Raw genomic sequence first — 13,940 nt, 5'->3', positions numbered from 1 at the left:
GAGATGTCCGGCAGGACAGAGGGGGGTGGGCGGGAACTCACGCTATCCGAGATTTCCCTTTTGGCGAGGCGAGACCATCCGCAGTCCCTCACACCTTGACCAGTTGCTCCACACGATCCTTTTCGCCAAATATCCGCAAATAACGCTCGATCTCTTTCTCGTCGCCGGTGGCCTTGGCCGGATTGTCGGAAAGCTTGACCGCTGGGCGACCATTGGCTTCGGTGACCTTGCAGACCAGCGAGATGGCGTCGAGCCGGTTGGTGTCGGTCGGCGCACACCCTTCGAAATCATTGGTCAGGTTGGTGCCCCAGCCGAAGGACATGCGCACCTTGCCGCGGAAGTGGCGGTAGGTTTCCTCGATCGTCTCGACCTCGAGCCCGTCGGAGAAGATGAGCAGCTTCTGCTTCGGGTCCTTGCCCTTTTCACGCCACCAGGAAAGTATCTTCTCGCCACCCTCGATCGGCGGCGCGCTGTCGGGGCGGAAACCGGTCCAGTCGGCGACCCAGTCCGGCACGTCACGCAGGAACGCCGCGGTGCCGAAAGTATCCGGCAGCACAATCAGCAAATTGCCGCCGTAGTAGCGCTGCCAATCCTGCAGCACCTTGTAGGGCGACTGTCTCAATTCCTTTTCCGAATTGGCGAGCGCGGCGAACACCATCGGCAGTTCATGGGCGTTGGTGCCCAGCGCCTCGAGGTCGTTGTCCATGGCAAGCAGCACGTTTGAGGTACCGGTGAAGGCCTCGCCGATGCCTTCCTTCAGCGCCTCGACGCACCAGCGCTGCCACAGGAACGAATGGCGGCGGCGGGTGCCGAAATCCGAAATGCGGATATCGGGCAGCGCTTTCAGCCGCTCGGTCTTGGCCCACATCTTGGCCTTGGCGCGGGCATAGAGCACGTCGAGCGCGAAAGGCCCGAACGCCCGCATGGCGGCGCGTGAGCGCAATTCGTTGATGATGGCGAGCGCCGGGATCTCCCACAAGGTCGTGTACATCCACGGACCGCTGAAGCTCAATTCGTATTGGCCATCGCGTCGGGAAAGCTCGTACTCCGGCAGCTGGAAATTTTCGAGCCAGGCGAGGAATTCCGGTTCGAAGATCTGCTTGCGGCCATAGAAGGTGTTGCCGCCTAGCCAGATCATCTCCTTCTTGGAGAGGCGCAAGGTGCGGGCATGGTCGAGCTGATCACGCAGTTCGGTTTCATCGATCTCCTCGGCAAGGCGAACCGAGGTGGTGCGGTTGATCAGCGTGAAGGTGGCATCGACCTTGGGATACATGCCCCAGATCATCTGCAGCATCAGCAGCTTGTAGAAATCGGTGTCGAGCAAGCTGCGGACGATCGGGTCGAGCTTCCAGGTGTGGTTGTAGACGCGCCGCGCTATATCGGTCTTAGTCATGTCTCGATGCCGCCTTCACTGCTCGCTCCCTGCGGAATGCCTCTTAGCATTGAATTCCTGAAAGCGCCCCCCAACTTGGGGGCTGGCCCGACAAAAAGAAAACCCTGCGGCCAGCGCGGCTTCGACAATTGCAGCCTCAGGACGCGGTCTTGGTGCCGACCACTCTCAGCGCCGGGCGCTTCCTGCGGATGCCGATGCGACCCGCCACCGGCGCATCGGCGCGGCCGTCGGCCTGCTCCTTCTCCGCAAACAGCCAGTCGATGAACAGCTGCACGATCGGCGCCGACCTCATCTCGTTGCGACAGACGACGTAGAAATCGTCGACCGCCGGCACCGACAGGCTGAACGGCGCGACAAGCAGTCCCCTGGCGAGCAGTCCGCTTGCGGTCACCGTATCGCCAAGCGCCACACCGTGGCCATGAACCGCAGCCTCGGTTGCCATGCGTGCGTCGCCGAGATGGTGGCGGCGGCCGCGCTCCAGATCCAGCGCATCGGCGGCGGCCAGCCAGGTGTGCCATTCACGGCCGTCGTCGCCATGCAGGAAGACGTGATCGGCGAGATCGCGCACGGTGCGGATCGGACGGTTGTTGATCAGCGTCGGACTGACCACCGGAAACAGTTCGAGGCCCGACCATTTGCGCATCCAGCAATCGGTCCAGCTGCCGTCGCCATAATGCACGCAGACATCGATATGCGGCGCGCGGATGTCCTTGGCGTCGTTGGATGGGATCAGTGTCAGCCTGATATCGGGATATTGCGATGTGAAACTGCCGAGCCGCGGGATCATCCACAGCAGCAGCAGCGCCGGCACGCAGGACACTGAGAGTGCGCCGGTGCTCGCTGGCCTCGTCATGCGCTGCGTGGCGGCGGCGATGCCGTCGAAGGCGGTCGACACCGCCGGCAGCAATTCGGCGCCGTGCGGCGTAAGCTTCACCCGCTGACCGGCACGCTCGAACAGCTTGACGCCAAGCGACTGCTCGAGCGCCTTGATCTGATGGCTGATGGCGCCGTGAGTGACGTTGAGCTCAGCCGCCGCCTTGGTCAGCGAGGCATGACGCGCCGTTGCCTCGAAGGCCCGCAACGGATTCAGGGGAGGGAGACGCTTGGCCATCGAAGCCTCAAACCTGTGAGATTTCCTCACAGCAAAGACCCTAACAATATCAATTGATTTTTCAATGCAGCTGCAAGACACTTTGCATGAACAGCATCAAAGACATGAAATCCGCAGGCAGCCAGCGGGATGGCGACCGTCATTGATGGCCGCACTGCACCAGCCATGGAGGACCGACATGGGTTATGATCGCGGCAAGCTCGAAGCGTTGCGCCGCAAATATGGCGAAAGCCATGGCGGCGAAATGTTCGACCCGAAATTCCGGCGCGTCGCCGACAAGATCTTCTCCAAGAGCGGCACGCGGCTGGCGCCTTATTCCGGCATCCCGACCTTCCTCGCCGCGCCCTACCGGCAAATTGCCGCCGACAATCCGGATTTCGGCGATCTGCAGGTGGCAATGATCGGCGTGCCGATGGACCTCGGCGTCACCAACCGGCCCGGTGCCCGCTTCGGGCCAAGGGCGCTGCGCGCCATCGAGCGCATCGGCCCCTACAACCATGTGCTGGAATGCGCGCCGACGCATGAGCTGAGGGTGGCCGATATCGGCGACGTGCCGTTCCAGAGCCGCTACCGGCTGGAGATCAGCCATGGCGACATCGAGCGCCGCACCAACCAGATCGTCGACGCCGGCGTCCTTCCGCTTTCGGTCGGCGGCGATCATTCGATCAGCCACCCGATCCTGAAGGCTGTCGGTAAAAAGGCGCCGGTCGGCATGATCCATATCGACGCCCACTGCGACACCGGCGGCCTGTTCGACATGACCAAATTCCACCATGGCGGGCCGTTCCGCAACGCTGTGCTGGACGGCGTGCTCGACCCGTCTCGCACCATTCAGATCGGCATTCGCGGCTCGGCTGAATATCTTTGGGAATTCACCTACGAATCCGGCATGACCGTCGTGCATGCCGAAGAGGTGACCGGCCTCGGCATGCCCGCCATCATCGAGAAGGCGCGCCAGATCGTCGGCGACGGCCCGACCTATGTCTCTTTCGATATCGACAGCATCGATCCGGCCTTCGCGCCAGGCACCGGCACGCCGGAAGTCGGCGGGCTGACGACGCGGGAGGTGCTTGAACTCCTGCGCGGCCTCAAGGGGCTCAACATCGTCGGCGGCGACGTCGTCGAAGTGGCGCCGCAATATGATTCGACCACCAACACCGCCCATGCCGGCGCTCAGGTGCTGTTCGAGATCCTCAGCCTGATGGTCTTCAGCCCGGCGATATCAGGCAAGCGAGCCTGACGCGCCAGGCCATGCTCCCGAACCGCAGGTTCGGAGGAGATCATGGTCCAACAAGAAGTTCCAAGGCGACCGCCGCGCTGGAGCCGGCGGCCGCATTCAAACAAACAAGCTTCCAGCAGGGGAACGACAATGACACTTCACATGAAGCTCAAATCATCCATGGCCGCCGTACTGCTGCTCGCCGGCCTCGGTGTTGCCACCCAGGGCGCCAATGCCGACGCGGTCGACGACATCACCAAGGCTGGCGCGATCAACGTCGGCATTTTCTCCGACTTCCCGCCCTTCTCCTCGGCCAGCGCCGATATGAACATCAAGGGCTATGACATCGACGTGGCGCAGTTCGTCGCCGACCAGCTCAAGGTCAAGCTCAACCTAGTCAGCGTGACCGGCCAGAACCGCATCCCGTATCTTACCGACAAGCGCGTCGATATCCTGATGAGCGTCGGCTACTCCAAGGAGCGTGAGGAGGTGATCGATTTCGCCGCCGCCTACGCACCCTATTATATCGCCGTGATCGGCCCGGCCGCGCTCAAGGTCGAAGGCAAGGACGACCTCGTTGACAAGTCGATCGCCGTCAACCGCGGCACGCTGGAAGATACGTCGCTCACCGAGGCAGCACCCGCCTCGGCCGACATCCGCCGTTTCGACAACTATAATTCCGTCATCCAGGCCTTCATCTCGGGTCAGACTCAGCTGATGGTCGTCGGCAACGATGTCGGCGCCCAGGTGCTCGCCCGCCAGGAGGCCCTGAAGCCGGAGCAGAAGTTCCAGCTTCTCACCTCACCGTCGCATATCGGCCTCAACAAGAACGAGGACCGGCTGAAGCAGGCGGTCAACGACGCAGTCGCCAAGATGCTGGCCGACGGCAAGCTGGACGAAAGCTCGAAGGCCTGGCTGAAGACGCCGCTCAATCCCGACAACCTCAAGGATTGACCCCAGGGGTAAGGACCTATCATGGGCTACAGCCTCGACTTCGGCTGGCTGGCCGGGGCGACAGGCGCGATCGCGCGCGGGGCGGCCACGACGATCCTTTTGATCGCCGTGACCACGCTGGCGGGAACGTTCCTCAGCATCCTCGGCGCGGCGGGGCGGCGAAACGGCCCCCTGCTGCTCAAGCGGGCGATCGGCGTCTATGTCGAGGTGATGCGCAACACGCCGTTCCTGGTGCAGCTGTTCTTCATCTTCTTCGGGCTGCCCAGCATCGGCATAAGGCTCGATCCGATCCTGGCCGCCATGCTGGCGATGACGCTCAACATGGCGGCCTACACGATCGAGATCGTCGGCGCCGGGCTCGACGCGGTGCCGCGCGGGCAGACGGAAGCTGCACTGGCGCTTGGTTTCAGGCCGCGCCAAGTGTTCGTCAAGATCGTGCTGCCGCAGGCGCTCAAGGTGATCTTTCCGGCGCTGACCAGCCAGATCGTCATCATGATGCTGGAGTCCGCCGTCGTGTCGCAGATCGCGGTGCGCGAGCTGACCTACGAGGCCGACATGCTGCAGGCGCGGACCTTCCGTGCTTTCGAGACCTATTTCGTGGTGACGATGGTCTATCTCGTCCTGTCGATGGGGTTGCGCCGATTGCTGGTCAGCGGCGGACGCCGCGCTCTGGGAGCCGGGGTGTCATGATCGAATTCACCTTCTGGGATATCGTCCGCAACCTTCTGCTTGCCGCGCGCTGGACGGTGCTTCTGTCACTGGCGGCCTTCGTCGGCGGCAGCGTGGTCGGCATGGTTGTGTTGTTCCTCAGGATCGCGAAGAATAAATGGGCGCGGCGGCTTGCCTCCGGCTACATCGCGCTTTTCCAGGGAACGCCGCTTCTCATGCAGCTCTTCCTGATGTTCTTCGGCCTGCCGATGCTGGGCTTGCGCATCGAACCGTGGACCGCCGCAGCGCTTGGCCTCACCTTCTTCGCCAGCGCCTATCTGGCCGAGATCTGGCGCAGCGGTGTCGACGCGCTGCCGCGCGGCCAATGGGATGCCGGCGCCAGTCTCGGTCTCCACTATCTGCAGGAACTCCGGCTGATCGTCCTGCCGCAGGCGTTTTCCATCACCCGCGCCCCGACCGTGGGTTTCCTGGTGCAGCTGATCAAGTCGACTGCCCTGACTTCGATCATCGGTTTCGAGGAACTGGTCAGGACATCCAACGCGATCAACAATGCGACCTTCGAACCCTTCACCGTCTATGGGCTGGTGGCGCTGATCTTCTTCGTCATGTGCTTTCCGCTGACGCAATATGCGCGCAGGCTCGAGCATCGCGCGACGGCCCGCTGAACCGCATTGACAAGGACAGCCGCCGGTCGCCGGCGGCCGTTTGCTTCAATGCGCAAAAGAAAGCGGCGGCACAATACGATCCCGCCGCAGCCAGCGCGCCAGAAGCAGGGCCGCCACCACCGCCAACCCCAACGACAGGCCGATCCAGATGCCGACGCCGTTGAGGCCGGAATAGAAGGCGAGCAGCACGCCGAGCGGCAGGCCGATGCCCCAATAGCCGATCGCGGCATAGATCATCGGCACCTTGGTGTCATGCAGGCCACGCAGCATGCCGGCGGCAACCGCCTGCGCGCCGTCGAAAATCTGGAACAGCGCGGCAAAGGCCAGGAACGACACGGCAAGCCCGATCACCCTGGCATTGGCCGGGTCGCCGAGATCGATGAAGGCGCTGATCAGCAGATGCGGCCACAGGATCATCACCAGCCCCATCAGCGCCATGAAGGACACGCCGATGACAAAGGCGGTCCAGCCGGCGCGGGAAACACCTTCCGGATTGCCGGCGCCATGGGAGAGCCCGACACGCACCGTCGCCGCCTGGTTGAGGCCGAGCGGCACCATGAAGCTGACCGAGGCGATCTGGATGGCGATGGCATGCGCCGCGAGCGAGGCCGCGTCGATCAGGCCCATGAGAAGGGCTGCAGCGTTGAAGATCGTCACCTCGAAGGCGAGAAGACCGGCAATCGGCAGGCCGAGGCGCAGCAATCCCTTGAAGCGCGGCCAGTCGGCACGCCAGAAGCGCCCGAACAGGCGATAGCGGCGAAACTTCGGCTCAAGCATCACCACAGCTGCCATGCCGGCGAACATCAGCGTGCTGGACAGCGTCGTGGCGAGGCCCGACCCGGCGATGCCCATCGAAGGTGCGCCGAGATTGCCGAACATGAACACCCAGTTGAAGAAGACATTGCAGCCGACGGCGACGAAGACGATGACCAGCGCCCAGCCCGGCCGTTCCAGCGCCGAAATGAACGAGCGCAGAACGATATAACCGTAGAAGGGCAGCACCGCCCACTCGAGCCAGCGCAGGTAGATGCCGGCCTGATGCGCCAGCGCCGGTTCCTGGCCCATAGCCAGCAACACGGCTTCGCCGTGCCAGAGAAAAATCCAGATCGGGATTGAGATGAGGATCGCCAGCCACAGGCCCTGCCGTACGGTGCGGCGCAGATCGCGTACGGAGTGGCGACGGCGGCCGAGTTCCGTGGCCATCATCGGCGAGGTCGCCAGCATCAGGCCAAGCCCGAAGATCAGCGGCATGAAATAGAGGTTGGCGCCAAGGGCGCCACTGGCCAGCGTGTCCGGCCCCAGCCGCCCCATCATCATGACATCGGTGGCGGTCATCGCCGTCTGGCCGAGATTGGTCAGCACCATCGGCCAGGCGAGCGCCAGCGTCGCCTTGATTTCCTGACGCCAAAGATTTTCCGGCGCACGAGCGCCGGCTTCGATCGCAGACATTTTTTCGCCTATCCGATTGCGGCGCGTCGGCAAAAACGCCGGAAGCCGCGTCTCAGCGCGGAAAATGGCCGTGATCGGCCCGGATTCCGCAACAACGGCTTGTCTACGAAATGGGCAGCTATGGCAAGAGGCTGACTCAGGGAAGGGTTAAGCCAGCACGGCGGAGCGGCCCAAACCCGGCTAATTGGCCCGGTTATTTGGCCCGGTTATTTGGAGAGTCTGTAGAAGCCGCTATGATTTGCACCGTTGGACGATCTGGCAAGGCGTCAAAAGGCATTCGGATGAGCGCGTTTCCCGAAATCTACCTGGTTCGGCACGGAGAGACGGAATGGAGCGCATCCGGAAAGCATACCGGGCGGACCGACATACCGTTGACGCCTGCCGGCGAGGAGGCCGCCCGGGGGATCACTGAGCGGTTGCAGGGCCTTTCGTTCCAGGCTGTCTGGTCGAGCCCATCGCAGCGCGCCTTCAAGACCTGTGTGCTGGCCGGCTTCGGTACGGCCGCCCTGAAGACATCTGACCTGGCGGAGTGGGACTACGGCGCTTACGAGGGACTGACCACGAAGCAGATCCTCGCCAAGCGTCATGGCTGGCGTCTCTTTCGCGACGGATGTCCGGGTGGCGAGATGGCGCAGGATGTCGGCGCGAGGGCGGACCGGATCGTCAGCCAGTTGCGTGCCGTCAATGCCAATGTCCTGGTGTTTTCAAGCGCTCATTTCCTGCGGGTGCTGGCCGCGCGCTGGCTCGGCCTGCCGCCGCATGACGGCGCCCTGTTCGCCCTGGATACCGCCAGCATAAGCGTGCTCGGCTACGAGCACGATCTTGGCGAACCAATTGTCCGGCACTGGAATCAGAGATAGCGGCCGCCACAATCATTGGCCATCTGATCTCGTGCAGCACCCTGCCTTTGCCGGGTGCGTCACGCTCCTTCCGACAGAAGAAACGGTTTCCGACCGCCGAGAATGTAGGCGATGGATTCAAGGACTATGCCGTTGGTATTTACGTCGGTGACCTCGATCAATTTGCCGGTCCGCTCAGAAACGCCGGCCGAAAAGCCCAAGCCGGGCATTTTGGCTTGCTCTCGAACCAGGGCGATGAGCTTCTCCGAATAATCGCCGGGGCGGGCGGCGTACCAGAGATACGCGCCCTTGGTGCTGACCAGACGCAGCTTATCCGCCTTCTTGTCGGCTCGGGCTTTCGACGAGGTTTTCAGCGTGTCGACCACGAACTGACCGCCATGGTCCGTCAACTGATAGCCTTGGTAGGTGAAGAATGGCGGCCCCGCCATGGCACATTCCGAGGCGCATGTCAGAGTGCCCGTCTCGCGGTAGCGTTTGATCTGTGCAGCGTAAAGAATGTCGGCCATGAGGCGGCCATGCTGCGAGCCGCCCAGTTCGATTTCCTCGGTAACATGAGGTTCGGTTGCAATCCGCCCCCGCCGCTGAATCTCTGCGAGAGCAGCAATCGCAGCGTCCATGCTGCGACTTGGATCCTCACCATCAAAGACCGGCTTGATCGATTCTCCCCAAAGACTGTAACCGCGTCCTGCGTAGCCTGCATAGCTGTTTGAATGCGCAGACGAGACCCTGCCATTCTTGCTGACTATATGCATTTCGCCGCCCTTGAGAACAGGCTTGAAGGACCAGCCCGAAACGAGGTCGAAAATCGGGAAGGCGCCGGCCGTATGCTGGTCAAGAATTTTGAGCGCAACCAGCAATCGTCCGGTATCGGCGCTATCGAACCCTTCACGCTGCCCACCTTGCGATCCCAGAGGCCGCTCGGTGTGTGGCAGCTTTCCACCGGCGTAGCGGAAATTCGATTCCTTGAGGAACGCAACGATCCGCATAATGATCGTCTCGAACCTGGGCTGATCGATGATTCCCAGACGCTGAGCGGACAGCGTAGCGAGGATCTGCGTGCCGACATCCCACATCGTCGCGAAGGGGTAGCCCGCCTGCTTGCCGGATTCGATCCAGGACGTCGCCGGCACCATGCCGTTGAAATTCTTCGAGCCCCAGTCGAAATAGCGCCAGGCCAGTTCGGCATCCGCCTTCAGGGTACCGTCATCCAATGGATATTGATCCGGCTTTTTCCAATCGCGAACCGATACGTCCGCCCGCGCGCTTCTGATCCGCTCGACGTTTAGCATGGCTGGACTGACCGCCGCATAATATTCGGCAAAATTTACCAGTCTGGTTCCTCGCTGAGCGGATAGCTCTGCGAGCGTGTCGAGTATCAATGCTTTCTTTTCGGGCGAATTGGCCGTTCGGGGATGGATACAGAAGACCGCGTCGTTGTCCGACCCAATAAGGTCGAGGACCTGGTCCTTCGTGCGGTAGGGAATGTCGCCGCTCCACGATTTTTCGAACTTGACGGTGTTCGAGACGTGAAGAATGCCTCGCTCGTCCATACCAGCGAACCGGCGCAGGTCACCTTTGTCGGCGCTGAACAAAGGCGTTCCGGTGGCGGTCAGCGCATCCAGCGTGTTTTTATCGAAGGCATCATTGGGTGGGATGTAGGAGACGGGGAACCTGCCGGTTGACCGATAAACCTCGCTGATGCCGCCTCTGATCAGATCGAAATCCTTTCGGAACGAATTTCCCAAAAGCTCCGACGGCGTATGGTTCCAGCCATGGGCTGCGATATCGTGGCGACGGTCCGCCGACATGGCGCGCAGATATACCTTGCTCACCTCGTCCCTGGACAGCAGGCCTGCCTGCGGGGCGGGAATAATCCCATCGGTGACGGGATAGCCGGCTTCGATCAGCTCGTAAACGAATGCGATGTGGCTCGGGTCCCAATCCGGATCAACCCTGAAATCGTCGACGCGAACAACGATCAGCCGATTGCCCATATCCTTGCTCTGGACATAGAGCTTTTGCGGGAGAATTGCACGGACGCTGCCGGACGCGACAGCAGCAAGCACGTTCTGCGCGACTTGCGCTCCATAGTCGGCAAGATCGCCCTCGCCGAGGCCGGTGAGCGCCCCGAACGGAATGTCGACAATGATCGGATTGTCGGTTGCGCTCAATGTGGCGATGTTCGAGGCAAGCGTCGCCGGCGCCATCAATCCGCCGCCGGCCGCGACTGGCCTCGTCGAGCTCAATGGAGACGCAAATGTGTTGACCAGGCCGGTTTCGGTCGTCCAGTAGCCACCGTCGGCCGACTGTAGCCTGATTGTATCCTCGATGCCGCCCGCAAGTCGAATGACCGAACGGATGCCGGCGGCACGCAAGGAGGCACCGTCCTGGTGGGAACGCAGCGGCGAGTTGGTGGTCAGGGTCAAAGCCGTTATCACGGCTTGAGACTGATACCTCTGATACTCGTTGATCAGATGGGAAAACGCGGCCTGGATGTTGCTGCCCTGACGAAGCTGGAAATAGGGGTCTCCGGACACGAGTGTGTCGGCGTGGATGCCAAGTTCGATGCCGTCCGGATTGAGCGCGATTGCCTGGCGAAGCCAGCGGGACAGTTCCGAATGGTAGTCCAGTGCCTGCCCTGCTGCATCGACCGGCGCGACCGTCAGCGTGACCGGCACCTTGCGGGTCAGGAACGGGGCGACAAGCGCTGCGAGCCTGCCCGGCTGTGCGCTGGCGCCTACACCGCTGATCGTGACGATGATCGGGTTGGGCAAGGGCTCGCTGGCCGCAGCCTTTGAAAGGCCTTTGTTTGCGACCGCCAGCAACGGCATGCTCAGTGCACCAAGAAGAGCGGCGCGGCGCGTCATGTTCATTTTTACCTCCCGATGGAAACGATTGCCGCGTGGCGTTCCGGACTGATCCAGCGGCCATCCGACTTGGCGGAAAACGACTTGAACAACGCCCGCAGGAAAAGCGCCGCATCGAGAAGCCGAATCATTGGAAACGCGACGCCATAGACCAGCAAACTCGGCCGACATTCGATGATCGCGACAACAATGGTGAGCGTGTAGTCGACGGCGAGAAACAGGACCAGCAGATCGAGCGGCGACACGGGACGCATCGCGAGTTCACTGAGCGAGATTGCCGGCATCTCGAGACCGGTCATCAGATAAAGGATCGCCGCAAACGGCAGGCTCAGAGCCAATATGGAAATGACAAGCAGTTCCGCTAGCAGGCCACCCAGGGACAGCCAAAAGCGGCTGGGCCAAAATCCGTGGCGCCATACGGTCTGCCAGAATCCGAGATACCAGCGTTGAACCTGCTTGCGATAGTCGCTCAGGCTGAACGGATCCTCCGACCAGCATCGCGCCTTGGGCGAATAGGCAACGCGACCCAGCTGCTTATGCTGAACCTCGAAGGTCATGTTGAAATCTTCGATGACCAGGCCAGGAGCCGTGATGTCGATTTGGCGCAAGGCGCTGGTACGATAGATGCTGGCGAAACCGGGCGCGATATAGCTCACATTTGCCCATTTCCACGATTGCCCGTACTGGAACGCCGTCTGCAGGATCCGGTAGAGACGCGTCCGGTATGCCGCGTAGAGCATGTCCATGCCGAGCCCGCGCCGGTCACGCCAGCGCGACAGGACGTGACCTGCGACGACGGCCACCTTCGGGTCGTTGAACAGCGGTAATGCGTGCTCGAAATAGTGCTGGTCGATCTCTGAATCCGAGTCCTGGATCAGTACCGCCTTGTAGCGATCGCAGAGACGATAGTTGCGGATCGCCTTGTCGATCGCTTTGGCCTTGCCTGCATTTGGCTGAATGTCGAGCGCCCTGCAGCCATGTGCGCGTGCGATGGCGACGGTGCGGTCGCGCGATCCATCGCTGGCGAGATAGATCTGTCTTGCCGGAATGACGGCCGTCAGCGCCCTTATACATTTGGGAAGGGCAATTTCTTCGTTGTGCGCCGGGATGACCACGGCGACATCGGGGATGCCGATTGCCAACCGGCCGCCGATTTTCGGGAGCGAGCCGATTTCGCTGATAAACCTGATCATGCCGACCATGCACCAGAATGCGATGTTGACCCCAAGCGAAGCGCTGAGGAGCATCATCGTGAGGTTCACGGCGACGGTCTCCGTCATGGCGAGACACGTCGTGCGCGATGGCGATCGGCGGCGGGAGACTGGCGATGTCCAGCAAAGGGAAGGCGATCGAGGGAGGCGCCATTCATCCCGATATGACAGGTTTCAGTCGCGGCCAGGAAATTCCGGTAGCTCTGGCGGATGCCGTCAGCGAGCGAAATCCGCTGGCGCCAGCCTAGCGCCTGTATCTTGGCGGTGTCGGGCCAGCGGCCGTGATGGTCTGCTGTGAAATGCTCCTCGAAAACGGCGCTGCCCCTCAGTCCTGTTACCGCTCTCACCAGTTCGAACAGTTCGCAAATTGTGATCTGGTCAGCGCCGCCGATGTTGTAGACCTCGGCGCTGACGCCTCTTTCCATCACCGTCAACAGGCCGTCGACAAGATCGTCGACATGCAGGAAAGTGCGGGTTTGCGCGCCGTCGCCGTAAATCGGCACCGGCTGCTGGGCGATGAGGTGCGAAAACATCTGCGGAATGACGCGCTGGTCTTCCGGCGACATTCCAGGACCGTAGGTGTTGAAAATGCGCACGATGCGAACGTCGACATCGTACTTACGGCCCCAGAAGCGGGTAAGCGCCTCGCCGAAGCGCTTGCCCTCCTCATAGGGGCTGCGCGGGCCGACCGGATCAACCTTTCCGACATAGCTCTCCGGTTGAGGAAATATCTCCGGGTCGCCATACGCTTCCGCCGTACTGGCGAAAAGATACCGGGCGTTCGATCGACGCGCCACCTTCAGAAGGTTCAGCGATCCAAGGGACGAGGTCATCAACATTTCCTCGCCGAGCAGCGCGATGTTGGGAACGCCCGTCGGGCAGGCCAGATTGTAGATGTGGCTGTAGCGGCGACGCAGCAGCTGGTTGCAGGAACCGGAATCGGCGATGTCGAGCTTCGTGAACCGAAAATTCGGGTATCGGGCAAGGTCCGCGACATTGGCTTTTCGACCGGTCGAGAAATTGTCGACGCAATCCACAGATACGCCCTGTTCAAGAAGGCGACGCGCAAGATTAGTTCCCAAAAACCCTGCCCCGCCGGCGACCAGACACCTGATCTCTTTGGCTTCGTATGTATTCATGCGAGTCATCGACCCCTGCCCCGAGCACTAAGGAGACCGCGCTCAATCGTTGCGTGCTTTTCAAATGGGAAGAACATTTCCACAGGCAACGCAACTAATCGTTAACGATATAGTCAACGACCGTGGTTAATTATCGCATTGTAATTATTGTATTTTTTGGACACTTGACGTTTATATGAGCCATCTTGCAACAAACGTGTTCGAAAATGGCACATGTTGAGAGCTTGACAAAGCAGCGTCGCCATCGCAGCCGAAATCGTCCTTTCCTACCTCCTGAGCCTTTGCGCCGAGGAAACTGCGTTCAAGAATTGAATTGGCACAAAGGTTGCGATCTCCCTTGCAGGCACGAAGCGTGACGCCGAACAGCTTGCGAAGTTGGCTGATCGTCTGTCGCGACTCGTAA

The 13,940-nt window shown here is 61.4% G+C and carries 12 protein-coding genes; 6 read left to right on the top strand and 6 right to left on the bottom strand.

The features are described 5' to 3' along the window. Window positions 1-88: 88 nt before the first annotated feature. Together pncB and gcvA are read right to left on the bottom strand one after the other, a co-directional pair. A complete protein-coding gene (gene pncB, locus E5X88_RS28385) occupies window positions 89-1,393 on the bottom strand; it encodes a nicotinate phosphoribosyltransferase (protein WP_292167275.1) in 1,305 nt (434 codons plus the stop codon). 136 nt (window positions 1,394-1,529) lie between these two features. Next, window positions 1,530-2,504 carry a transcriptional regulator GcvA gene (gcvA, locus tag E5X88_RS28380; RefSeq protein WP_292167273.1) on the bottom strand — a complete coding sequence of 325 codons (975 nt, stop codon included), beginning with the start codon at window positions 2,502-2,504 and terminating at the stop codon, window positions 1,530-1,532. A gap of 178 nt (window positions 2,505-2,682) precedes the next feature. On the opposite strand from gcvA, the gene speB reads away from it, so the two are divergent. The 4 genes from speB to E5X88_RS28360 all read left to right on the top strand — a co-directional run bounded on the left by speB (window position 2,683) and on the right by E5X88_RS28360 (window position 6,011). Continuing rightward, window positions 2,683-3,744 carry an agmatinase gene (gene speB, locus E5X88_RS28375; RefSeq protein WP_292167269.1) on the top strand — a complete coding sequence of 354 codons (1,062 nt, stop codon included), beginning with the start codon at window positions 2,683-2,685 and terminating at the stop codon, window positions 3,742-3,744. A gap of 129 nt (window positions 3,745-3,873) precedes the next feature. Beyond that, window positions 3,874-4,677 (top strand): transporter substrate-binding domain-containing protein, encoded by an 804-nt coding sequence (locus E5X88_RS28370; protein ID WP_292167266.1) that lies wholly within the window; start codon window positions 3,874-3,876, stop codon window positions 4,675-4,677. Window positions 4,678-4,698: 21 nt separating this feature from the next. Further along, the gene (locus E5X88_RS28365) at window positions 4,699-5,367 is read left to right on the top strand and encodes an amino acid ABC transporter permease (protein WP_292167263.1); all 669 of its coding nucleotides are present in this window, start codon (window positions 4,699-4,701) and stop codon (window positions 5,365-5,367) included. Further along, window positions 5,364-6,011 carry an amino acid ABC transporter permease gene (locus E5X88_RS28360; protein ID WP_292167260.1) on the top strand — a complete coding sequence of 216 codons (648 nt, stop codon included), beginning with the start codon at window positions 5,364-5,366 and terminating at the stop codon, window positions 6,009-6,011. Before E5X88_RS28365 ends, E5X88_RS28360 begins: the two co-directional genes overlap by 4 nt. A gap of 45 nt (window positions 6,012-6,056) precedes the next feature. Here E5X88_RS28360 and E5X88_RS28355 read toward each other — a convergent pair whose 3' ends face one another. Continuing rightward, a complete protein-coding gene (locus E5X88_RS28355; protein WP_292167258.1) occupies window positions 6,057-7,460 on the bottom strand; it encodes an MATE family efflux transporter in 1,404 nt (467 codons plus the stop codon). Between the two features lie 281 nt (window positions 7,461-7,741). On the opposite strand from E5X88_RS28355, the gene E5X88_RS28350 reads away from it, so the two are divergent. Continuing rightward, on the top strand, window positions 7,742-8,320 hold the full coding sequence (locus E5X88_RS28350) for a histidine phosphatase family protein (protein ID WP_292167256.1): 579 nt from the start codon (window positions 7,742-7,744) through the stop codon (window positions 8,318-8,320). Between the two features lie 59 nt (window positions 8,321-8,379). Here E5X88_RS28350 and E5X88_RS28345 read toward each other — a convergent pair whose 3' ends face one another. Then, entirely contained in the window at window positions 8,380-10,386 is a 2,007-nt protein-coding gene (locus E5X88_RS28345; RefSeq protein ID WP_292167253.1) for a DUF3131 domain-containing protein, read from the bottom strand. Between the two features lie 79 nt (window positions 10,387-10,465). Between E5X88_RS28345 and E5X88_RS28340 the strand changes: the two genes are divergently transcribed. Then, window positions 10,466-10,612 carry a hypothetical protein gene (locus E5X88_RS28340; protein WP_292167251.1) on the top strand — a complete coding sequence of 49 codons (147 nt, stop codon included), beginning with the start codon at window positions 10,466-10,468 and terminating at the stop codon, window positions 10,610-10,612. Between the two features lie 583 nt (window positions 10,613-11,195). Here the strand turns inward: E5X88_RS28340 and E5X88_RS28335 are convergent. After that, entirely contained in the window at window positions 11,196-12,467 is a 1,272-nt protein-coding gene (locus E5X88_RS28335; RefSeq protein WP_292167250.1) for a glycosyltransferase family 2 protein, read from the bottom strand. Then, window positions 12,464-13,537: an NAD-dependent epimerase/dehydratase family protein gene (locus tag E5X88_RS28330; protein ID WP_292167248.1), complete on the bottom strand. Its 1,074-nt coding sequence runs from the start codon at window positions 13,535-13,537 to the stop codon at window positions 12,464-12,466. The genes E5X88_RS28335 and E5X88_RS28330 overlap by 4 nt, the downstream gene beginning before the upstream one ends. Window positions 13,538-13,940: the final 403 nt, after the last annotated feature.

It is taken from the genome of Mesorhizobium sp. (genome assembly GCF_004962245.1).
Classification (GTDB): domain Bacteria; phylum Pseudomonadota; class Alphaproteobacteria; order Rhizobiales; family Rhizobiaceae; genus Mesorhizobium.
This window is presented reverse-complemented; position numbering and strand designations above follow the sequence as displayed.

Bases quoted from the DNA above. Each gene is read 5' to 3' on its own strand.
- pncB (WP_292167275.1), bottom strand. From the start codon at position 1,393: ATGACTAAGACCGATATAGCGCGGCGCGTCTACAACCACACCTGGAAG.
- gcvA (WP_292167273.1), bottom strand. From the start codon at position 2,504: ATGGCCAAGCGTCTCCCTCCCCTGAATCCGTTGCGGGCCTTCGAGGCA.
- speB (WP_292167269.1), top strand. From the start codon at position 2,683: ATGGGTTATGATCGCGGCAAGCTCGAAGCGTTGCGCCGCAAATATGGC.
- E5X88_RS28370 (WP_292167266.1), top strand. From the start codon at position 3,874: ATGACACTTCACATGAAGCTCAAATCATCCATGGCCGCCGTACTGCTG.
- E5X88_RS28365 (WP_292167263.1), top strand. From the start codon at position 4,699: ATGGGCTACAGCCTCGACTTCGGCTGGCTGGCCGGGGCGACAGGCGCG.
- E5X88_RS28360 (WP_292167260.1), top strand. From the start codon at position 5,364: ATGATCGAATTCACCTTCTGGGATATCGTCCGCAACCTTCTGCTTGCC.
- E5X88_RS28355 (WP_292167258.1), bottom strand. From the start codon at position 7,460: ATGTCTGCGATCGAAGCCGGCGCTCGTGCGCCGGAAAATCTTTGGCGT.
- E5X88_RS28350 (WP_292167256.1), top strand. From the start codon at position 7,742: ATGAGCGCGTTTCCCGAAATCTACCTGGTTCGGCACGGAGAGACGGAA.
- E5X88_RS28340 (WP_292167251.1), top strand. From the start codon at position 10,466: ATGATCGGATTGTCGGTTGCGCTCAATGTGGCGATGTTCGAGGCAAGC.
- E5X88_RS28335 (WP_292167250.1), bottom strand. From the start codon at position 12,467: ATGACGGAGACCGTCGCCGTGAACCTCACGATGATGCTCCTCAGCGCT.
- E5X88_RS28330 (WP_292167248.1), bottom strand. From the start codon at position 13,537: ATGAATACATACGAAGCCAAAGAGATCAGGTGTCTGGTCGCCGGCGGG.